Below are 20,013 nucleotides of genomic sequence, written 5' to 3' on the forward strand. Positions count from 1 at the left end.
CGACGACTTCTCCGACCACATGGGCGCCGGCGAAGACTGGCAACCAGCCGCCGCGTCGGCTGCGAACATCGCTGTCCGGTCATCGGGCACTGTGATAGAAAGCCGGGATGCACAAGATGCTCACGTTCCCTGATCAGCTGCGGCTGATCAACGAACGGTCGGCCGCCTTCCGCGCTGCGGTCGCCGCGGCACCCAGCCTCGATGTTCAGATGCCGACCCATCCCGAGCGGACGCTGTTCGATCACGTGCAGCACGTGGGCATGGGTCGCCGCAAGGCAGCCGCCATCGTCGCCGCCGGGCCCGCGGACGCCCCGCCGGAGGAGTCCGCATGGGGAGGCGGCACGGGTGCGCCTCGGGAGCGCGAGGCTCTCCTGGCCTGGTGGGTCGAGTCCGTCGAGCACCTGGCGAGCGTGCTGCGCCAGGCGGGCCCGGATCGCGGCTGCTGGACATGGTGGGGAGACTCGCCGTCACCGCAGACCTCCGGGGCCTGGGCGCGGCGCCAGCTCCACGAGATCGCGGTGCACACGTACGACGTCCAGCTCACCGGCGGTGCCCAGCAGCCGATACCGGAGGAGATCGCCCTCGACGGCTTCGACGACTGCCAGTTCACCCTCTGCGCGACGACGGTCCCCTGGCCCCACGACCCCGCCATCGTCGATTACCACGCCACCGAGGGCCACTCCTGGCGCCTCCGGCTGTCCCACGACGGTGCACAGGTCGCCCACCTCACGCCCGCTGCGGGCGAGGACCCCGACACGACCTACGCGTCCGCCCGGGGCACGGCCAGTGACCTGGTCCTGTTCTTCTACGGGCGCATACCGCTGGATTCGCTGAAGTTCGAAGGCGACCGTCGTGTCTTCGACCAGCTCGCAGCCTGGGACCCGTCCGTGTGACGACCGACGGATCTGGATTCAGTTCGACCCACGTGCACCGATCGCGGTCGACTCCGACGATGGAAGGTACTACGGTCTCGACAGACGGTCGCAGGCACAAGCGGAAGGCGTCTCATGCTCCAGCAGGTCGCTGAGGGCGTTCTCGTCCACAAGAGCGAATTCATCCAGAGCAACTCCATCGTCGTGCAGGGCCGGGATGGCGTGCTGCTCATCGACCCCGGTATCACGAGCGACGAGATGGCCGAACTCGGGAGCGACCTTCGCGCGCTGGGCAAGCCCGTCGTGGCGGGCTTCTCGACGCATCCTGACTGGGATCACGTGCTCTGGCACGCGAGCTTCGGCGACGCGCCCCGTTACGGCACCGCCCGTTGCGCCGCCTCGCTCCACGACCTGCTGTCGCACGCCGACTGGAAGGACCGAGTCGCCGAGGGGCTGCCGCCGGAGTACGCCGAGGAGATCCCGATGGATCGGCTCGGTCTCGTCACCGGACTGCCCGCCGAAGCCGCGCGGATTCCGTGGAACGGCCCCGATGTGCGGATCATCGAGCATCGGGCCCACGCCCCGGGCCATGCGGCGCTGCTGATCGAGGAGCGCGGAGTCCTCGTCGCCGGTGACATGCTCTCCGACATCCTGATGCCGTTCCTCGACCTGCAGGCCGCAGATCCGACCGAGGACTACGTCGCCGCGCTGCGCCTGTTCGAGGGCGTGGCCGACGACGTCGTCGCCGTCATCCCCGGCCACGGCTCAGTCGGTGATGCCGAACAGCTCCGAGCACGAATCGAGCTGGATCTCGCCTACGTGAAGGCCCTGCGGGACCGCGCTGTTCCCGACGACCCCCGGGTCGGTTCGTCGGCCCCGCTCGACTGGCTGCCCGACGTGCACCGGTGGCAGGTCCAGCGGCTCGCCCAACGAGAGCAGAACGAGACATCCGAATAGCGGCCGGGTCTCGCATCCCGAGTCCGGGTGCGGGGCTCCTCCCCCTCCCCCACCTCGGCTCGCATCGTGGGCCTCAGCGCCAGAAATCGCCGAGCTGCTGGGCGAGTGCTCGGCCGTGGTCGTACCCGGCTCGAGCAGCGGCAGGGCGCAGCGACAGATCCATCGCATGAGCGCCGAACATGTGCTCCGAGCTGCGCTCGGGGAAGACCGTCTCGACGCTGCTGCCACCCGCGCGGAGTCCGTCGACCTGCGCTGCGAGATGCATGCCCCAGTCCAGGGGCATGAGGGTTCGGCCGCCGAATGGTGACAGCACCAGCACCCGCTCGTATCCGGCGGCCAGGTCGGCATTCTCGGCGTTCGATCGGTACCCGCCGTCGATGTATCTGCTGCTGCCGATGCGGTAGGCGAAGCCACTGGCACAGCTCGCGGCCACGGCGTCGACCAGGTCGACCCCGCTGTGCCGATCGAACACGACCGGTTCACCGGTCTGGGCATCGACTGCCGTGATGAGCACCGTCTGCTCCGGCCAGGCCCGACTCGGCAGACGCGCTTCGACGACGGCGCGCCATCGCTCGGACCCGTCCGACGCCGCAGCCCGCTCGATCGCCGCGGCACCGAACCTGCGGCGCATGTCGGCCGCATCTTCAGCGGCAGCGATGATTCGGCTCGATCGTTCCAAGTGGTCGCTCACCGACCCGGTTGCACCGCGTCGATCGCCGGATGCGATCCGAGTGCTCCGTTCCGGGTGCACGGCGGAGAGGATGTCGGCGAGGAGCTCGATCGGTGTCGCGCCGGTGATCTGGGCGGCGGCGGTCGAACCGGCCGACGTGCCGATGATCAGGTCGGCCTCGGTGACATCCAACCCGCCCTCGAACAGGCCGGCGATGACGCCGATCAGCCACGCATTGCCGGTCGATCCGCCACCGCCGAGGACCAACGCGGTACGGGAGGGGTGCTCGGAGTCGTCGTGAGCGATCGTCGCCGAGCTGTGCTGAAGTGAATGATTCATGGTCGTCGCCTTCGGGGAGTGCGTGCAGCGCTCCCCGCGACAGGTACGTCAGTCGCGCGATCGTGAACTCGAAGGAGCGCCCGGAGTGGACAGTGCGTGCATCGGGCTCACCTCCTCGAATCGTGTCACGGTTCGTCGAGAAGCTTACGTCGTGATCGGGTCGTCGTAGCCCGCCGGCGCGCAGTCACACCTGTCGGGTCGGATGCCTGCGACGCGTCAACCGATTGGCAATGCGGTCGCCGCACCCACCATGGACATGGAAACGGAGAGCAGCCATGCTCTCCACTTTCAGGATATCGGACCGAGGGGGCCTTGCCGCAAGGCCCCGCTGAGGGCGCATACTGGTCGGCCGAGCCCACGACGCACCGAGGAGCAACCCCTGATCACCAGCGTGTTCGACCTGCCCGATCGCCTTGCCTCGAAGGCCGACCCGAAGCTGGTCGCCGGCGACGAGCAGCACTTCGCGGCCATCGCTCAGTGCCTCGAGCAGACGGTCGGCGACGTGACCGCCCGTCTCGATGCCGTGCGCAGGGCACCGGCTCGCATGGGCCAGGAGGCGGTTGAGCGGGATCTCGAGACCCGGCGCCTGAGCGCTCGCCTCCGTACCCTGCGTCGATTCGGCCTCGACCTCTGCCTCGGGCGCATGGTCGACGATGACGGCGAGCCCGTGTACGTCGGTCGACTCGGCCTCGCGGACACCGCAGGCCGTCGGCTGCTGATCGACTGGCGCTCCCCCGCGGCAGAACCGTTCTTCGGCGCAACCCATGCCAACCCGATGGGCCTCGTGAGCCGTCGCCGGTATCGCTGGAGCCGTGGTCGCATCACCGATTACTGGGATGAGGTCTTCACCGCCGACGGTCTCGACGAGACCGTCGCGCTCGACGAGGACTCCGCCTTCATCGCCAGCCTGGGCAGCAGCCGGTCCGAGCGGATGCGCGACGTGCTGAGCACGATCCAGGCGGACCAGGACGCCATCATCCGCACGGGATCCCGCGGCGCGCTCGTCGTCGACGGCGGCCCCGGCACGGGGAAGACCGTCGTGGCGCTGCACCGAACCGCCTACCTCCTCTATTCGGATCCCCGTCTCGGCCACCGGCGGGGCGGCGTGCTGTTCGTCGGTCCGAGCCGGCCGTACCTCGACTACGTCGCCGACATCCTCCCCGGCCTCGGTGAGGAGGGCGTGCAGACCTGCACCCTGCGCGACCTCGTGCCCGAGGGCGCGACCGCCGGGATCGAGGCCGACCCCGAGGCGGCACGCCTGAAGTCCTCTCGAGACCTCGTGCAGGTGATCGAGGCGGCCGTCGGATACTACGAGCGACCGCCCACCACCGGCATGACCGTCGAGACCCACTGGAGCGACATCTGGCTGGACCCCGATGACTGGGCCGCGGCGTTCGAGGCGCCGGAACCCGGCACCCCGCACAACGAGGCTCGCGATCAGGTCTGGGACGAACTGCTGACGATCCTGATGGACCAGCAGGACGACGACGAGGACGTCGAAGACGACCTGCTCCGCAGGTCGCTCGAGCAGAACCGTGAGCTGCGCGCAGCCTTCAACCGGGCCTGGCCGCTGCTCGACGCGCCCGGCCTCGTCGGAGACCTGTGGTCGGTACCGGCCTACCTGCGCACGTGCGCACCCTGGCTCCGTCCTGACGAGGTCGCGTCGCTGCAACGCGACGACGCCCGTGCGTGGACGGTCTCCGACCTGCCGCTGCTCGACGCGGCACGTCAGCGGATCGGCGACCCCGAGGCATCCCGACGCCGGCGTCGACGTGACGCCGCCCTCGCAGCCGAACGCGAGGTCATGGACCGCGTCGTCGACGACCTCATCGCCGCCGACGACTCCGAGCTGGGGGTCATGAAGATGCTGCGCGGAGCGGATGCCCAGCACTCGCTGGTCGACGAGTCCGGACTCCCCAGCGCCGACCCCGACCAGCTCGCGGGACCGTTCGCGCACCTCGTCGTCGATGAGGCGCAGGAAGTGACGGACGCCGAGTGGCAGATGCTGCTGCTGCGCTGTCCGTCGCGGAGCTTCACCATCGTCGGCGACCGCGCTCAGGCCCGGCACGGGTTCACCGAGTCATGGCAGGAGCGGCTCGAGCGGATCGGGCTCGACCGGATCACCCTCGCCTCCCTGGGCATCAACTACCGGACGCCGGCAGAGGTGATGACGGTCGCCGAGCCGGTCATCCGCGCCGTGCTCCCCGATGCCAACGTGCCGACGTCCATCCGCAGCAGTGGCCTCCCCGTGGTCCGCGGGGCCACGTCGGACCTGGGGTCCATCCTCGAGACCTGGCTCGCCGCACATTCCGAGGGGATCGCCTGCGTGATCGGCACCGAGCGGATCGACGACGCGTCCGGGCCGACGCCGCGCGTCCGGTGGCTGACACCGGAACTGTCGAAGGGACTCGAGTTCGACCTGGTCGTGCTCATCGACCCCGAGGCGTACGGCACCGGCATCGAGGGAACCGTCGACCGCTACGTCGCGATGACCCGGGCCACGCAGCAACTCGTCATCCTCACGACGCCCTGACTTCGCGGCCACGGCGGCGCACACGCCGGGGTCCGGCGCCCGGATCGCGAGCGACGGTTGCGCCCCACCATTCCATGTGGCAGACGGTACTCCCCGCGTCGAGCTGCGACAACGGCGCAGTCGCGCCCGCAGCGCCGGCCCCCTCCTCCCCCGCTCTCATCCTGATCCGGGCGTGCTGGAAAGCGCTATCCCGCGCCTGACGACGGTCGGTGGTCTGCGGGGCTTCGTCGGCGATCAGACAGCGACGCGCGAGGGGGTCGCGACTCCCGTCGAGCGCGTCACCGCCGGCTCCAGCAGCGTGAGGGATGCCGCATCGGCGTCCATCTCCGCGAGCACTCCGATCGGAAGCGGCACGTTCGGCGGTTCATGCCCGATGTCGACATTGCCGAGCACGGGGATGTCGCGATCGCCGAGCACGTCGAGCACGATCTCGCGCAGCGTGCCCGGGCCCTCGTCGAGCATCTCGACCGTACCCGTCGGTCCCACGATCATCCCGGCGATTCGGTCGAGCACCCCCGCCTGCCGGAGGACGTGCAGGTCGTTCCAGATGAACGAATCGGAGGTTCCGACCTCCTCCCAGAAGAGGAGCGCCCCGTCGAATCGTTCTGTGCTGAGCGCATGCGGGCCGGCCTGCAGGCGGATGAGGCGGTTGAGAAGCCCCCCGACCAGCCGACCGGTCGCCCGGCCGGGACGCCAGGTCTGCCAATCGCCGAGCTGCGGAAGGCGCACCGGATCGGGGTCGCCGGTGAGGACCCGCCGGTAGACGTCGTCGAGTTCCCGTCGTCGATCCTCGGCGAGTTCGCTCCAATAGCCGAAGCCGTGCGTGACGAGGTCGGAATGCACGGTCACGAGCCCGGTGCGCGCATACAGCGCGAGATGCAGCGCCGTGATGTCGCTGAATCCGAGCAGCGGCTTGGGATCGGCGCGCACGGCGTCGAAGTCGATGAGGTCGAGGTACGAGAGCGCCGCCCGTCCTCCGGTGAGTGCGAGGATCGCGCGCACCTCCGGATCGCGGAACAGCCCGTTCAGCTCCCCGGCGATCTCCGCCGGAGGCGCGGACATCCACCATCGACGGCGACCGGGCTCCACCGATTGCGCGACCCGCACCGTGAAGCCGAGGCCCTCGACGGCTCGGATGCCCCGCTCGAACAGCTCGACCTCGTCGGGGTCGAGGCCGCTCGACAGCGCCGACACGGCGACCGTGTCACCGGTTTCGAGCGCCCTGGCGCGCAGCGGCAGCTCCACGTCAGCGCTGCTCGGCCTCTTCGCGGGCTTCGCGTTCCTCGCGTTCCTCGAACTTCTCGAGTCGCCGGCCGGTCGCCGGCATTCCCAGCTCGTTGTAGGGGCCGGACACGTCGCGCTCGGGGAGCCGTTCGTCGGTGGGGCACACGAGCACGGTGTTCGGGGTGGAGTGGTCGATCACGTGCTCGAACATCGGGTGCCCGCAGATCGGGCAGGTCTGCTGGTCGGCCGGCACCGCGGGTCTCTCGTCTTCGGGAGACATCGGTGGAGCGCCGAACACGGGCTCGAGCGCCCGGTCGACGCGTTCGAAGAACCTCGTGAACGAGTTGCCCTCTGGCGGGCTCGCCTCCTCGCGTGCCATGCGCCCGATGGTACGCCCGCCCCCGGCGCTCGCGCCAGACCCGCGTTCGCGCGCCATAGGCTGGTGAGCATGCAGTCGGATGCCCCGCGCCGCCCGGTCACGATCATCACCGGGGCCAGCCGTGGCATCGGCGCCGCCGTCGCCGAGCGGCTCGCGGCCGACGGCCACGATCTCGTGCTCACGTATCGCGACCGGGAGTCCGACGCCGCCGAGGTCGCGCGGGCGTGCGAGGCATCCGGCGCCCGCGTCCTGCTCCTTCGCGTCGACCTCGCCGACCTCGATGCCGCCGCCGCGGTGGTTCCCGCTGCGGTCGAGCGATTCGGCACCGTGACGGGGCTCGTGAACAACGCGGGCATCACCGGACGCATCGGTGGATTCCTCGACGGATCGATCGACGAGTCCGAGCTCCTGTTCCGCGTCAACGTGCTCGCTCCCATCGTGCTGACGCGCGCCGCGATCGCGCACATGGCGACGGACCGGGGCGGCGCAGGCGGCTGCGTCGTCAACATCTCGTCGGGGGCGGCCACCACCGGCGCCCCCAACACGTACATCCCCTACGCGATGAGCAAGGCCGCGCTCAACGCCCTCACGACCGGCACCTCGAAGGAGTTCGGTCCGGTCGGCGTGCGCGTGAACACGGTGTCACCCGGCACGACGCGAACCGAGATCCACGCGGCGGCCGGGCGGCCGAACGCACCCGACGAGCGCGCCCCCGGCATCCCCATGCGCCGCCCCGGCGAGGTGCACGAGATCGCCGGCGCCGTCGCCTACCTGCTCTCGGCGGATGCCTCGTACACGTCGGGCGCCGACATCCGCGTGGCCGGCGGCAACTGAGCGACCTACGGCATCCCGAGCCGGCGGCGGCTCAGGCCTCGCCGAAACCCGACTCGGCCAGCGCGGCGATGGCGTCGACGGCCGCGCGCCCGTCGGGATCGTCACTCGCGATCTCCACCGTCGCGCCCTTCGTGAGGCCGAGCGACATGATGGCGAGCAGGCTCTTCGCGTCGGTGCCGTTGACCGTCACCCGCTGCGGGAAGGTGCTGGCGAGCTTCACCAGTTCGGCGGCCGGGCGGGCGTGCAGGCCGTCGGCGTTCACGAGGGTGATGCTGCGAGCGTGAGCGGATGCCGCGCCGGCCGGTTCCCCGGGGCCCGGCGCACCCGCGCCGCCATCGGGACCGGCAGCCCCGGTCGATGCCGCACCGCGTGCGGACTCCGCCGCGGCGACCACCTGCGCGAGGTCGTCGCCGGCCTCTGCCGACACCGCGGCGGCCACGCCGCCCTCGACGAGGGGCGCGTCGACGATCCGGACCCGGGTGCGCACGTCGTCGTCGAGGAAGTCGAGCGCGGTCTCCGCAGTGAGGATCGCGGATCCCAGGTCGCAGAGCACCGCGACCCCCTCCCCCGCATCCGCCTCGCCGATGCCCGCACTCACGAGATCGAAGCTCGTGCCGATCCGGCCGTCGTCGGTGCCGCCCGCTGCCACCAGCGCCGCGCTCGGCGCCATCTGCCGGGCGAGGTCGACGAGGCCCTCCGCGATCCGTGCGGAGTGCGAGACGAAGACGATGCCGACCTTGCCGGGTGTCCCCACCTCACGCCCCCGCGGACGCGGACGCCGCATCGGACGCGGCCTGCAGCAGCAGGGCGGTCGACTGGGCGCCGGGGTCGCGGTGCCCGGCCGAGCGCTCGCCGAGGTAGCTCGCGCGACCCTTTCGGGCCACGAGCGGCTCGGTCGCCTCGGCGCCCGCCCACGCGGCATCGCTCGCCGCCGCGAGCACGGCCGCGGCATCCGACCCGTTCGACGCGGCGGCCTCGGCGGCATCGACCGCCGGCGTCCACGCGTCGATCATCGTCTTGTCGCCCGATTCGGCCTTCCCGCGCAGCACGATGCCGTCGCGCGCAGCGGCGAGCACCGCCGCGATCGCGGGACCGTCGAGCGACGCCGCCGAACCTGCCGCGACCGCGCCCTTCAGGTAGGCGGTGCCGTAGAGCGGCCCGGCCGCTCCCCCGACGGTCGAGATGAGCGTCGTCGCGACGAGCTTCAGGACATCGCCCGGGGTGGACCCGGCCGGCAGGTCGTCGAGCTTCGGGAGCACGGCCTGGAAGCCGCGATCCATGTTCTCACCGTGATCGCCGTCGCCGATCTCACGGTCGAGCGTGATGAGCTCGATCCGGTGCTCGGCGATCACGTCGGCGCTCAGCCGTACCCAGTCCACCGCCCAGGTGATGTCCAGACCCACGGATGCCTCCTATCGTCCCCACCGGAGCGCCGCGGTGTGCACCGGGGCGTCCCAGAGTTCGATCATCTCTTCGTCGAGCTTCAGGAGGGTCAGCGACATCCCCTGCATCTCGAGCGAGGTGATGTAGTTGCCGACGAGGGACCGGGCGATCACCACTCCGCGCTCCTCCAGGACCTCGGCGGCACGCCGGTATGCCAGGTAGAGCTCGACGAGGGGCGTGCCGCCCATGCCGTTCACGAAGAGCAGCGTGCGATCGCCCTCCGAGTACGGCAGGTCCTCGAGGATCGGCTCGATGAGGCGGTCGACGAGGCGATCGGCGGGCTCGAGCTTGATGCGCTCGCGCCCGGGTTCGCCGTGGATGCCGATGCCGATCTCGATCTCGTCCTCCGCGAGGACGAAGCTCGGCTCCCCCGCGTGCGGCACGATGCACGGCGTGAGCGCGAGGCCCATCGACCGCGCGTTGGCGTTGACGCGCTCCGCGATCTCTGCCACCTCGTCGAGCGAGTCGCCGCGCTCGGCGGCCGCGCCGGCGATCTTCTCCACGAGCACGGTGCCCGCGACGCCGCGGCGCCCCGCCGTGTAGAGGGAGTCCTTCACCGCCACGTCGTCGTTCGTCACGACCGCGCGCACGGTGATGCCGTCGGCGGAGGCCAGGTCGGCCGCCGTCTCGAAGTTGAGCACGTCGCCCGTGTAGTTCTTGACGATGTGCAGCACTCCGGCGCCGCCGTCGACGGCCTTCGTCGCAGCGAGGATGGGATCGGGCGTCGGCGACGTGAACACGGCACCGGGCACCGCGGCGTCGAGCATGCCGAAGCCGACGTACCCGGCGTGCAGCGGTTCATGTCCGCTGCCGCCGCCGCTGACGATGCCGACCTTGCCGGCGACCGGCGCGTCGGCTCGCACCACGTAGATCGGGTCCATCTCCACGCGCACGAGGTCGGCATGAGCCAGGCCGAAGCCGGCGGCCGATTCGTCGACGACGCGCTTCGGATCGTTGATGATCTTCTTCACGGGCATCCCTTCACCATGGCTGCCGCACGCCGCGCGACCGTGCATCGGCGCCGACGCAGCACTCCCCAGTCAAACTACGCCCCACGGTGGGTCGGGGGTAAGAGCTTCCCGGAAATCGGAGAGCGCCCTCCACCAAATCCATCGCGCCCATTCCCAGCGGATGCTCGGCTGAGTATGGTGTGTGCTATCCGGGGGGCCGCAGGCTTCTCGTTACTCAGCGGAGAGGACGGGACATGAATCTGGGCGTCATATTCGTTTCGGAGTTGGTCGGCACGGCGATGCTGCTGCTGCTCGGCTGCGGCGTGGTCGCCAACGTCGCCCTGGCGAAGACCAAGGGCAACGGCGGCGGCTTCCTGTTGGTGAACTTCGGCTGGGGCCTTGCGGTCTTCGCCGGTGTCATCGTGTCGGTCGTGTCGGGTGCGCACATCAACCCGGCGGTCACCCTCGGCCTCGCGGCCAACATCCTGGGCAAGGGCGGCACGGAGTTCGTCGAGGGCATCCCGATCGACGCGGCCTCGATCTTCACCTACATCGGGGCCCAGCTCCTCGGCGCGATCATCGGCGCCGTGGCGGCCTGGCTCGCCTACAAGCAACACTTCGACGACGAGCCCGAGCCCGCGCTCAAGCTCGCGGTCTTCTCGACCGGCCCCGCCATCCGCTCCTACGCCTGGAACCTCGTCACGGAGATCATCGGCACGTTCGTGCTCGTGTTCGTCGTGATCGGCTTCGGCGTGTGGGGCGACCCCGACACGGTCACCCCCGCCGGGCTCGGCCCGCTCGGGGCGCTGCCCGTCGCGCTCCTCGTCGTCGGCATCGGCGCCTCGCTCGGTGGACCGACGGGGTACGCCATCAACCCCGCCCGTGACCTCGGCCCCCGCATCGCGCACGCCTTCCTGCCCATCAAGGGCAAGGGGGCCAGCGACTGGGGCTACTCGTGGGTGCCGGTCGTCGGTCCGATCATCGGCGGGCTCCTCGCGGGCTGGCTGTGGATCCCGCTCGGCGACATGGTCAGTGCCGCCATGGGATGACTCGAGTGGGGCCGGTCCGATCAGGGCCGGCCCTCTCGCGTCCAGGCATCAGAGACACCAACACCCGTCGACGTCGACGTCGACGGGCGCAACGAACTGAGAGGAAGTCATGGCCGACTACATCCTGGCGATCGACCAGGGAACGACGAGCACCCGCTCGATCATCTTCGACAAGAAGGGATCGATCGTCGCGTCGGGGCAGCTCGAGCACGAGCAGATCTTCCCGAAGGCCGGCTGGGTCGAGCACGACCCCGCCGAGATCTGGCGCAACACGCGCGAGGTGATCGGGAACGCGCTCGGCAAGGCCGACCTCACCCGGCACGACATCGCGGCCGTCGGCATCACGAACCAGCGCGAGACCGCGGTGGTGTGGGACAAGAACACCGGCGAGCCCGTCTACAACGCGATCGTGTGGCAGGACACCCGCACGCAGCCCATCGTCGACCGGCTCGCGGCCGACGGCGGCGTCGAGCGGTTCAAGCAGGACGTCGGACTCCCGCTCGCGACGTACTTCTCCGGCACGAAGATCGCCTGGATCCTCGAGAACGTCGAGGGGGCCCGCGAGCGGGCCGAGGCGGGAGACCTGCTCTTCGGCACCACCGACTGCTGGGTGCTCTGGAACCTCACGGGCGGCACCGAGGGCGGCGTCCACGCGACGGATGTCACGAACGCGAGCCGCACGATGTTCATGGACCTCGAGACGCTCAGCTGGCGCGACGACATCCTCGCCGCGTTCGGCGTGCCCCCCTCGATGATGCCCCAGATCCGGAGCTCCTCCGAGGTCTACGGGCAGGTCGAGTCGTCCAGCCTGCTGCGCGAGGTGCCGGTCGCCGGCATCCTCGGCGACCAGCAGGCCGCGACCTTCGGCCAGGCGGCGTTCGACGCCGGCGAATCGAAGAACACGTACGGCACCGGCAACTTCCTGATCTTCAACACGGACACCGAGATCGTGCACTCGAAGAACGGACTGCTCACGACGCTCGGCTACAAGCTGGGCGACCAGCCGGCGCACTACGCCCTGGAGGGCGCGATCGCCGTCACGGGTTCACTCGTCCAGTGGCTGCGCGACAATCTCGGGCTCATCTCGAGCGCGCCTGAGATCGAGGAACTGGCGAAGACCGTGGAGGACAACGGCGGCGCGTACTTCGTACCGGCGTTCTCGGGGCTCTTCGCGCCGTACTGGCGTCCCGACGCGCGCGGTGCGTTGGTGGGCCTGACGCGGTACGTGAACAAGGGCCACATCGCCCGAGCCGCCCTCGAGGCCACGGCGTTCCAGACCCGAGAGGTGCTGGACGCCGTCAACGCCGACTCGGGCGTCGACCTCACGGAGCTGAAGGTCGACGGCGGCATGATCGCGAACAACACGCTCATGCAGTTCCAGGCCGACATCCTCGGAGTTCCGGTCGTGCGCCCGGTGGTCGCCGAGACCACCGCGCTCGGGGCCGCCTACGCGGCCGGGCTCGCGGTCGGCTTCTGGGCCGACCTCGACGAGCTGCGCGCCAACTGGCAGGAGGACTCGCGGTGGGAGCCGAAGATGGAGACCGCGGAGCGCGAGCGGCAGATGCGCCTGTGGAAGAAGGCCGTCACGAAGACGTTCGACTGGATCGACGACGACGTGTCGCACGGCTGACCTGAGCGACCCGAACGGCCCCGCGGCATCCGCGGGGCCGTTCGCATGCGCGGCGCCGACGACGGCGAGGCCCCAACGGATGCGGCGGATGCGACGGGCGCGGCGGATGCCGCGATCAGGCCTTCGTGGCGGAGATCCACTGTTCGAGCTTGCGTGCGGCAGCGCCGCTGTCGATCGCCTCCTCGGCGACCGCCATCTTGTCGCGGAAGCGGTCGAGGACGGCGCGCTGGAACTGGCTCGGATCCTTGGCCAGCTCGAACGCGACGAGCCCCGCAGCCGCGTTCAGCACCACGATGTCGCGCACGGCGCCGCGCTCCCCCGCGAGCACCTCGTGCACGATCGCGGCATTGTGCGCGGCATCGCCGCCGACGAGGTCGTCGATGCTCGCGCGCGGGATGCCGAGCTCGCGCGGGTCGAGATCGTGCTCCTTGACCGTGCCGCGGGAGACCTCCCACATGTGGCTGTGGCCCGTCGTCGTCAGCTCATCGAGTCCGTCGTCGCCGCGGAAGACGAGCGCGGTGGCCCCGCGGGTCTGGAACACGCCGACGATGAGCGGCACGCGGTCTAAGTGGGCGACGCCCACCGCGGAGGCCTCTGGGCGAGCGGGGTTGCAGAGCGGACCCAGGAAGTTGAACACCGTCGGCACGCCGAGCTCGGCGCGCACCGCCCCCGCGTGCCGGAATCCGGGGTGGAACGCCCCCGCGAACGCGAAGGTGATGCCGGCCTCGCCGAGCACCTCCGCCACGCGTTCCGCCGGAAGCGAGAGGTCGAGCCCGAGGGCGGCGAGCACGTCGGAAGAGCCCGACGACGAGCTCGCGGCGCGGTTGCCGTGCTTGATCACGGGCACTCCGGATGCCGCGGCGACGACGGAGGCCATCGTCGACACGTTCACCGTGCCGAACCGGTCGCCGCCCGTGCCGACGATGTCGAGCGCCATCGGGTCGACGGGAAGCGGCACCGCGTGCTCGAGCACGGCATCGCGGAACCCCACGATCTCGTCGACCGTCTCCCCCTTCACGCGGAGCGCGATGAGGAATCCGGCGAGCTGGGCGTGCGTGACGGTGCCCGTCATCACCTGCTCCATGCACCACGCTGCATCCGACACGCTGAGATCTTCGCCGTCGAGGAGCGAGGAGATGATGGTCGGCCAGGTCTGTGCGGCGGGCATGCACCGATCCTAGCCATCGGATTCAGGGCGGATTCGCGGCGATCGCCCACCGGAGGTTAGGGTTCCCTTACCCTTCAGCGTCGAAATGCCTCCCCCTGTTGACGAAAACTCAGGCCTGATTTCAGCCATAATGGGGAGCGTGACGAGCACCTCAATCACTTATCAGGCGACCGCGCCCGTGATCAAGCGCCCCAACACCGTTGCTGTGGGCACGATCGTGTGGCTCGGCAGCGAGGTCATGTTCTTCGCGGGGCTCTTCGCGATCTACTTCACGCTGCGATCGACCTCGCCCGAGCTGTGGGCGTTCGAGGCGGATCGCCTGAACTTCCCGTTCTCGCTGACGAACACGATCATCCTCGTGCTCTCGTCGTTCACCTGCCAGTTCGGCGTCTTCGCGGCAGAGCGACTCCAGCCGTACGCCACCGGATGGAAGCCGACGCAGTGGGGCATGGTGGAGTGGTTCTTCCTCACCTACGCCATGGGCGCCATCTTCGTCGCCGGCCAGATCTGGGAGTACGCGACGCTCGTCTCCGAGGGCATCGCCATCGACTCCAACTCCTATGGGTCCGCGTTCTACCTCACGACCGGCTTCCACGGCCTGCACGTCACGGGTGGCCTGATCGCGTTCCTCCTCGTCATCGGCCGCGTGTTCGCCGTCAAGAACTTCGGCCACCGCGAGGCGACGAGCGCCATCGTCGTCTCGTACTACTGGCACTTCGTCGACGTCGTCTGGATCGGCCTGTTCCTCGTCATCTACGTCCTCAAATAGCCGCAGCAGGAGCGCCACGAACAGCATGCCCGCGAACAGGAAGAAACTGATGAACCGCTCGAAGCGACGCACCGGACGCCGGCATCCGCTCGCCACCGTCGCCCTGCTGGCGCTCGGACTCGTCTTCACGGGCGGCGCGTACGCGGCGCTCAGCAGCGGCACCGCTGCGCAGGCCGAGGCGGAGCCGACGTCGCAGGAGACGATCGAGCAGGGCAAGAAGCTCTTCCAGGCGAACTGCGCCACCTGCCACGGCCTCGAGGCCCAGGGCACCAACAACGGTCCGAGCCTCATCGGCGTCGGCGCGGCCGCCGTCGACTTCCAGGTCGGCACCGGCCGCATGCCGATGCAGATGCAGGGCCCCCAGGCTCAGGAGAAGCCGCCGCAGTTCACCGATGAGCAGACGAAGCAGCTCGCCTACTACGTCGCCTCCCTCGGCCCCGGCCCCGACATCCCCGCCGACAGCCTCGTGAACGGCGGCGGCGACGCCGCCAACGGCGCGGAGCTCTTCCGCATCAACTGCGCCATGTGCCACAACGTCGCCGGAGCCGGCGGCGCGCTCACCGAGGGCAAGTTCGCTCCCCCGCTCACCGACGTCTCGGGCGTCCACATCTACGAGGCGATGGTGACCGGTCCGCAGAACATGCCGGTGTTCAACGACCTGAACATCTCGCCTGAAGACAAGCGCGACGTCATCACCTACCTCAAGTACGTGCAGGACAACCGCTCGCCCGGCGGTTTCGAGCTCGGCTCGCTCGGGCCGGTCGCAGAGGGCCTGTTCATCTGGATCTTCGGCCTGGGCGCGATCGTCGCGGTCACCGTGTGGATCACGGCGAAATCCAACTAGCGCCCGGCACCGAACACCCAAGAAGGAGAACCATGGCCCAGGACGACCACAGCGGCACTGAACTCGCCGCTGCCGACTCGTCGCACGAGGCGCTCGCACCGACGGCCTCGCCGGGTACCGCCCTGATCTCATCCGACGCGTTCGAGAATCCGGGATTCCCGCCCCACCGTCCCCGCGTCACCGACGAGGACCCCAAGAAGGAGAAGCGCGCCCAGCGCACGGTCTACACGCTCTTCTACCTCTCGATCCTCGGCAGCGTCTGGGCCGTCGCGGCGTACATGCTGTTCCCGATCGAGTCGAACGACGTCGGGGCGGTGCGCCTCAACAACATGTTCATCGGACTGGGCGCCACGCTCGCACTCCTGGGCCTCGGATTCGGCATCGTCCACTGGGGCAAGGCGATCATGGACGACGTCGAGCTCGCCGACGAACGCCACCCGATCGGTGGATCGCCCGAGACGCAGGCCGCCGCGGCCAAGGTCTTCTCCGATTCCGACAAGGAGTCGGGCTTCACGCGCCGTTCGGTCATCCGCAACAGCCTCATCGGCGCGCTCATCGCCTTCCCGCTCCCCGCGCTGGTGCTCTTCCGCGGTTTCGCCCCCCAGGACCAGCTGCCCGTCGAGCTCCTCAGCCACACCATGTGGGCCAAGGGCACGCGACTCGCCCTCGACCCGTCGGGCGTGCCGATCAAGGCGGCCGACGTCACCATCGGCAGCGCGTTCCACATCATCCCCGAAGGCCTCGCCGAGCTCGAGCACGGCAAGCTCGAGGAGAAGGCCAAGGCGGCCGTGCTCCTCATGCGCCTCGAGCCGAGCGAGCTCAACCAGGCACCCGATCGCGAGTCCTGGTCATACGACGGCATCGTCGCGTACTCGAAGATCTGCACGCACGTCGGATGCCCCGTTGCTCTGTACGAGCAGCACACCCATCACCTGCTCTGCCCCTGCCACCAGTCGCAGTTCGACGTGGCGAACCACTGCGAGGTCATCTTCGGCCCGGCCAAGCGACCCCTCCCGCAGCTGCCCATCGCCGTCGACGACGAGGGCTACCTCATCGCGCAGAGCGACTTCACCGAACCCGTCGGTCCGAGCTTCTGGGAGCGCAGTTGAGCACCGCACCATCCACCCAGGTCACGCCGAAGCGATCGTTCACGGCTTCCGCATCTGTCTACGTCAACGAGCGCACGAGCCTCGCGGGGTTCGTCAAGGAGCTCGGCCGCAAGGCGTTCCCCGACCACTGGTCGTTCCTGCTCGGCGAGATCGCCCTGTTCAGCTTCGTCGTCATCCTGATCTCGGGCACCTTCCTGACGTTCTTCTTCCAGGCGTCGATGGCCGAGGTGCACTACGACGGCTCGTACGTGCCCCTCAAGGGCGTCGAGATGTCGGTCGCGATGGCGTCGACGCTCGACATCTCGTTCGACATCCGCGGCGGCCTCTTCGTGCGCCAGATGCACCACTGGGCGGCCCTGCTGTTCGTCGCGGCGATCGGCCTGCACATGCTGCGCATCTTCTTCACGGGTGCGTTCCGCAAGCCGCGCGAGTTCAACTGGCTCATCGGCTTCACCCTGTTCATCCTCGCGATGGGCGAGGGCTTCACGGGCTACTCGCTCCCCGACGACCTGCTCTCGGGCAACGGCCTCCGCATCATCGACGGCCTGATCAAGGGCATCCCGGTCATCGGCACCTGGACCTCGTTCCTGCTCTTCGGCGGCGAGTTCCCGGGCACGGCGATCGTCGGCCGGCTCTACACGCTCCACATCCTGCTGCTGCCCGCGATCGTGGTCGCGCTCATCGCGATCCACCTCGTGCTCGTCGTGGTGCACAAGCACACGCAGTACGCCGCGCCCGGCAAGACGCAGCAGAACGCGGTCGGCCCGCCCATCCTGCCGATCTACGCGGCGAAGGCCGGCGGCTTCTTCTTCATCATCTTCGGCGTCCTCGCCCTCATCGCGTCGCTGTTCACGATCAACCCGATCTGGAACTACGGCCCGTACGACCCTTCGCCGGTCTCCGCGGGTACGCAGCCCGACTGGTACATCGGCTTCGCCGACGGCGCCCTGCGACTGATCCCGCCGGGCTGGGAGTTCGTGTGGCTCGACCGCACCTGGTCGTTCAACATCCTCGTCCCGCTCATCGCGATCGGCATCTTCATCCTGCTCGTGGTCGCGTACCCGTTCATCGAGGCGTGGGTGAAGGGCGATCACCGGGAGCACCACATCGCCGACCGTCCGCGCAACGCGCCGACCCGCACGGCGATCGGTGCCGCCGGTGTCACGTTCTACGCGGGCCTGTGGGCCGCGGCGAGCTCCGACATCCTCGCGACCCACTTCTCGCTCACGATGGAGGGCGTCATCCACGCCCTCCAGGCCATGGTGATCATCGGGCCGTTCGTCGCCTACTTCATCGCCAAGCGGGTCTGCATCGCACTGCAGAAGAAGGATCGCGAGGTCGTGCTGCACGGCTACGAGTCCGGCCGCATCGTCAAGCTCCCCGGCGGCGAGTTCATCGAGGTGCACCAGCCACTCGATGAGTACGACCGCTGGAAGCTCGTGAGCTACGAGTCCTACGAACCGCTGATGATCCGCCCGAACGCGCGTGGCAAGATCACCGTCGGCCAGCGACTCCGTGCCGGCATGTCGCGGTGGTTCTTCGAGGACCGCATTGCACCGGTGACGAAGGGCGAGCTCGAGGCGTCCCACTCCGCACACCACTGATCCGACCGCACTCGGATTCGGGCACCGGTCCCATGTCGATCGACACGACATGGCTCCGGTGCCCGAACTGCTTCCAGGATCTCTCCGCGATCGATGATCGCGTCTACGGCTGCGCGGCCGGGCATCGCTTCGACCGCGCCAGGCCGGGCTACCTCACCCTGTTGCCGCCACGTGCCCCTCGCACGGTCGGCGACGATCGGAAGATGCTCGCCGCCCGTTCCGCCCTGCTCGACGGCGGTGCCTACTCCCCCATCGCCGCGGCGATCGCCGACGTCGTTGCGGCGGTGCCCCCGAGTCCACCGGGGGCGGCGCTCCGCATCGCGGACCTCGCCTGCGGAACCGGTTACTACTCGGCGAGCATCGCTCGTGCGGTCCCGGATGCCGCGTTCCTCCTCGCCGACCGTTCACCGGATGCCGTGCGGATCAGCCTGCGTGTCCTCCCGGCCGCCACCGGCGTCGTCCTGGACCTCTGGCGTCCACTCCCGATCCGGGACGGCGTCGTCGACGTCGCCCTCAATGTCTTCTCGCCGCGCAACGGCGCCGAGTTCGCACGGGTGCTCGGGCCGGACGGGCGGCTCATCGTCGTCGTCCCGGGCGACACCCACCTCCAGGAGCTCCGTCGAGATGGTGCGGTCCTGGAGGTACCCGCGGGCAAGGCCGAACGGGTCGGAGAGCAGCTCCAGCCCTTCGGATTCGAGCCGGCGTCGAGCACGTCGATCCAGTACCTGCTCGAGGCGGATGCCGCCACCCGCGCGCTCCTCGTCGGCATGGGCCCGTCGGCCCACCATGTCGACAGCCTGGCGGCAGCTGCGTCCGGCGATGAGCCGACGCGCGTCACGATCTCCGTCGATCTCCTCGTCTTCGCGCGCTGACCAGCCGCCGCTGCATGGGCCGATCGACGCGCATGCGCGCGGTCGACGTTCGTCGAGTTCGGGACGATCCAGCCCATCGGTTCCATACTGATCACATGGACGAGTGCTGCGGTCCACCGAGCGCCGACGGGTATTCGGAGGTCTTCGATACGCGATACGCCCACAACGCCGCGCGGCGATATCGCCGGCGAGGACTCACCCCGACGGAGCAGCGGCTCGTCGGCTTCCTCGCCTCGACGGGCATCGAGGGCGCCTCGGTGCTCGAGGTGGGCGGTGGCGTCGGCGAGGTGCAGCTGGAGCTGATGGCGAGAGGCGCGGCGCGCACGACGAACCTGGAGCTCTCGGGAGCCTACGAGGAGGATGCGAAGCGACTCATCGACGAGGCCGGGGTCGGCGGCCGCGTCACGAGGATCCTCGGCGTCGACCTCGCCACCTCACCGGACTCGGTCGACCGCGCCGACGTCGTCGTCATGCATCGGGTGGTGTGCTGCTATCCGGCGTACGAGCGCCTGTTGGGCGCCGCAGCGGATCGGGCCCGTCGAACGATCGTCTTCACCCACCCGCCCCGTACCATCTGGACGCGTGCGGCGGTCGGCATCAGCAATCTCATGGTCGGGTTCTCCGGGCGCAGCTATCGCGGATTCGTCCACCCACCCGAGGCCATGGCCGACGTGGTTCGACGGCACGGCTTCGAGCTCCGCTACCGCCATCGCGGCCTGTCCTGGTGCATCGTAGGCGCGGTACGCGGTTGACCGCGAACACCTGCA

Annotated in this window: 19 protein-coding genes; 12 read left to right on the top strand and 7 right to left on the bottom strand. The window is 69.5% G+C overall.

Translation table 11 applies throughout. The features are described 5' to 3' along the window. The first annotated feature begins 107 nt into the window (after positions 1–107). Positions 108–893, top strand: coding sequence for a maleylpyruvate isomerase N-terminal domain-containing protein (locus EV187_RS10245; protein WP_130352934.1), 786 nt, complete (start codon positions 108–110; stop codon positions 891–893). 114 nt (positions 894–1,007) lie between these two features. Then, a complete protein-coding gene (locus tag EV187_RS10250; protein ID WP_130352935.1) occupies positions 1,008–1,829 on the top strand; it encodes an MBL fold metallo-hydrolase in 822 nt (273 codons plus the stop codon). Between the two features lie 73 nt (positions 1,830–1,902). Here the strand turns inward: EV187_RS10250 and EV187_RS10255 are convergent, their stop codons facing one another. Further along, positions 1,903–2,838: a patatin-like phospholipase family protein gene (locus EV187_RS10255; protein WP_130352936.1), complete on the bottom strand. Its 936-nt coding sequence runs from the start codon at positions 2,836–2,838 to the stop codon at positions 1,903–1,905. Between the two features lie 382 nt (positions 2,839–3,220). Here EV187_RS10255 and helR point away from each other — a divergent pair, with 382 nt between their 5' ends. Further along, complete coding sequence (gene helR, locus EV187_RS10260) at positions 3,221–5,371, top strand: RNA polymerase recycling motor ATPase HelR (protein WP_242609575.1); 2,151 nt, start codon at positions 3,221–3,223, stop codon at positions 5,369–5,371. A 234-nt stretch (positions 5,372–5,605) separates the two neighbouring features. Here the strand turns inward: helR and EV187_RS10265 are convergent, their stop codons facing one another. Together EV187_RS10265 and EV187_RS10270 are read right to left on the bottom strand one after the other, a co-directional pair. Continuing rightward, positions 5,606–6,616 (bottom strand): S66 peptidase family protein, encoded by a 1,011-nt coding sequence (locus tag EV187_RS10265; RefSeq protein WP_130352938.1) that lies wholly within the window; start codon positions 6,614–6,616, stop codon positions 5,606–5,608. 1 nt (position 6,617) lies between these two features. After that, complete coding sequence (locus EV187_RS10270; protein ID WP_130352939.1) at positions 6,618–6,974, bottom strand: hypothetical protein; 357 nt, start codon at positions 6,972–6,974, stop codon at positions 6,618–6,620. A 69-nt stretch (positions 6,975–7,043) separates the two neighbouring features. Between EV187_RS10270 and EV187_RS10275 the strand changes: the two genes are divergently transcribed. After that, positions 7,044–7,808, top strand: coding sequence for an SDR family NAD(P)-dependent oxidoreductase (locus EV187_RS10275; protein ID WP_130352940.1), 765 nt, complete (start codon positions 7,044–7,046; stop codon positions 7,806–7,808). Positions 7,809–7,839: 31 nt separating this feature from the next. Here EV187_RS10275 and dhaM read toward each other — a convergent pair whose 3' ends face one another. From dhaM to dhaK, 3 genes are read right to left on the bottom strand one after another with little or no spacing between them, the layout of a single operon-like run. Further along, entirely contained in the window at positions 7,840–8,562 is a 723-nt protein-coding gene (gene dhaM / locus EV187_RS10280) for a dihydroxyacetone kinase phosphoryl donor subunit DhaM (protein WP_242609535.1), read from the bottom strand. Position 8,563: 1 nt separating this feature from the next. Further along, complete coding sequence (gene dhaL, locus EV187_RS10285) at positions 8,564–9,211, bottom strand: dihydroxyacetone kinase subunit DhaL (RefSeq protein ID WP_130352942.1); 648 nt, start codon at positions 9,209–9,211, stop codon at positions 8,564–8,566. A 9-nt stretch (positions 9,212–9,220) separates the two neighbouring features. After that, a complete protein-coding gene (gene dhaK, locus EV187_RS10290; protein WP_130352943.1) occupies positions 9,221–10,222 on the bottom strand; it encodes a dihydroxyacetone kinase subunit DhaK in 1,002 nt (333 codons plus the stop codon). A 233-nt stretch (positions 10,223–10,455) separates the two neighbouring features. On the opposite strand from dhaK, the gene EV187_RS10295 reads away from it, so the two are divergent. Together EV187_RS10295 and glpK are read left to right on the top strand one after the other, a co-directional pair. Next, the gene (locus tag EV187_RS10295) at positions 10,456–11,250 is read left to right on the top strand and encodes an MIP/aquaporin family protein (RefSeq protein WP_130352944.1); all 795 of its coding nucleotides are present in this window, start codon (positions 10,456–10,458) and stop codon (positions 11,248–11,250) included. A 109-nt stretch (positions 11,251–11,359) separates the two neighbouring features. After that, on the top strand, positions 11,360–12,880 hold the full coding sequence (gene glpK / locus EV187_RS10300; RefSeq protein ID WP_130352945.1) for a glycerol kinase GlpK: 1,521 nt from the start codon (positions 11,360–11,362) through the stop codon (positions 12,878–12,880). A 115-nt stretch (positions 12,881–12,995) separates the two neighbouring features. Here the strand turns inward: glpK and trpD are convergent, their stop codons facing one another. Next, a complete protein-coding gene (gene trpD / locus EV187_RS10305; RefSeq protein ID WP_130352946.1) occupies positions 12,996–14,048 on the bottom strand; it encodes an anthranilate phosphoribosyltransferase in 1,053 nt (350 codons plus the stop codon). Positions 14,049–14,178: 130 nt separating this feature from the next. Here trpD and ctaE point away from each other — a divergent pair, with 130 nt between their 5' ends. From ctaE to EV187_RS10335, 6 genes are all read left to right on the top strand, one after another. Continuing rightward, positions 14,179–14,817 (top strand): aa3-type cytochrome oxidase subunit III, encoded by a 639-nt coding sequence (gene ctaE, locus EV187_RS10310; RefSeq protein ID WP_130352947.1) that lies wholly within the window; start codon positions 14,179–14,181, stop codon positions 14,815–14,817. 49 nt (positions 14,818–14,866) lie between these two features. Then, positions 14,867–15,661: a cytochrome bc1 complex diheme cytochrome c subunit gene (gene qcrC, locus EV187_RS10315; RefSeq protein ID WP_130352948.1), complete on the top strand. Its 795-nt coding sequence runs from the start codon at positions 14,867–14,869 to the stop codon at positions 15,659–15,661. Positions 15,662–15,693: 32 nt separating this feature from the next. Next, positions 15,694–16,770: a cytochrome bc1 complex Rieske iron-sulfur subunit gene (gene qcrA, locus EV187_RS10320; protein WP_130352949.1), complete on the top strand. Its 1,077-nt coding sequence runs from the start codon at positions 15,694–15,696 to the stop codon at positions 16,768–16,770. Then, positions 16,767–18,374, top strand: a complete 1,608-nt coding sequence (qcrB, locus tag EV187_RS10325) for a cytochrome bc1 complex cytochrome b subunit (protein WP_130352950.1) — start codon at positions 16,767–16,769, stop codon at positions 18,372–18,374. Before qcrA ends, qcrB begins: the two co-directional genes overlap by 4 nt. Positions 18,375–18,406: 32 nt before the next feature. Then, positions 18,407–19,246, top strand: coding sequence for a putative RNA methyltransferase (locus tag EV187_RS10330; RefSeq protein ID WP_130352951.1), 840 nt, complete (start codon positions 18,407–18,409; stop codon positions 19,244–19,246). A gap of 95 nt (positions 19,247–19,341) precedes the next feature. Next, positions 19,342–19,998, top strand: a complete 657-nt coding sequence (locus tag EV187_RS10335; protein WP_207221798.1) for a methyltransferase domain-containing protein — start codon at positions 19,342–19,344, stop codon at positions 19,996–19,998. Positions 19,999–20,013: the final 15 nt, after the last annotated feature.

Source organism: Agromyces ramosus (assembly GCF_004216665.1).
In the GTDB taxonomy this organism is placed as follows: domain Bacteria; phylum Actinomycetota; class Actinomycetes; order Actinomycetales; family Microbacteriaceae; genus Agromyces; species Agromyces ramosus.

Excerpts from the sequence above, each read along its gene's own strand:
- EV187_RS10245 (WP_130352934.1), top strand. The coding sequence starts at position 108 with ATGCACAAGATGCTCACGTTCCCTGATCAGCTGCGGCTGATCAACGAA.
- EV187_RS10250 (WP_130352935.1), top strand. The coding sequence starts at position 1,008 with ATGCTCCAGCAGGTCGCTGAGGGCGTTCTCGTCCACAAGAGCGAATTC.
- EV187_RS10255 (WP_130352936.1), bottom strand. The coding sequence starts at position 2,838 with ATGAATCATTCACTTCAGCACAGCTCGGCGACGATCGCTCACGACGAC.
- EV187_RS10270 (WP_130352939.1), bottom strand. The coding sequence starts at position 6,974 with ATGGCACGCGAGGAGGCGAGCCCGCCAGAGGGCAACTCGTTCACGAGG.
- EV187_RS10275 (WP_130352940.1), top strand. The coding sequence starts at position 7,044 with ATGCAGTCGGATGCCCCGCGCCGCCCGGTCACGATCATCACCGGGGCC.
- EV187_RS10295 (WP_130352944.1), top strand. The coding sequence starts at position 10,456 with ATGAATCTGGGCGTCATATTCGTTTCGGAGTTGGTCGGCACGGCGATG.
- glpK (WP_130352945.1), top strand. The coding sequence starts at position 11,360 with ATGGCCGACTACATCCTGGCGATCGACCAGGGAACGACGAGCACCCGC.
- trpD (WP_130352946.1), bottom strand. The coding sequence starts at position 14,048 with ATGCCCGCCGCACAGACCTGGCCGACCATCATCTCCTCGCTCCTCGAC.
- ctaE (WP_130352947.1), top strand. The coding sequence starts at position 14,179 with ATGGGGAGCGTGACGAGCACCTCAATCACTTATCAGGCGACCGCGCCC.
- qcrC (WP_130352948.1), top strand. The coding sequence starts at position 14,867 with ATGAACCGCTCGAAGCGACGCACCGGACGCCGGCATCCGCTCGCCACC.
- qcrA (WP_130352949.1), top strand. The coding sequence starts at position 15,694 with ATGGCCCAGGACGACCACAGCGGCACTGAACTCGCCGCTGCCGACTCG.
- EV187_RS10330 (WP_130352951.1), top strand. The coding sequence starts at position 18,407 with ATGTCGATCGACACGACATGGCTCCGGTGCCCGAACTGCTTCCAGGAT.
- EV187_RS10335 (WP_207221798.1), top strand. The coding sequence starts at position 19,342 with ATGGACGAGTGCTGCGGTCCACCGAGCGCCGACGGGTATTCGGAGGTC.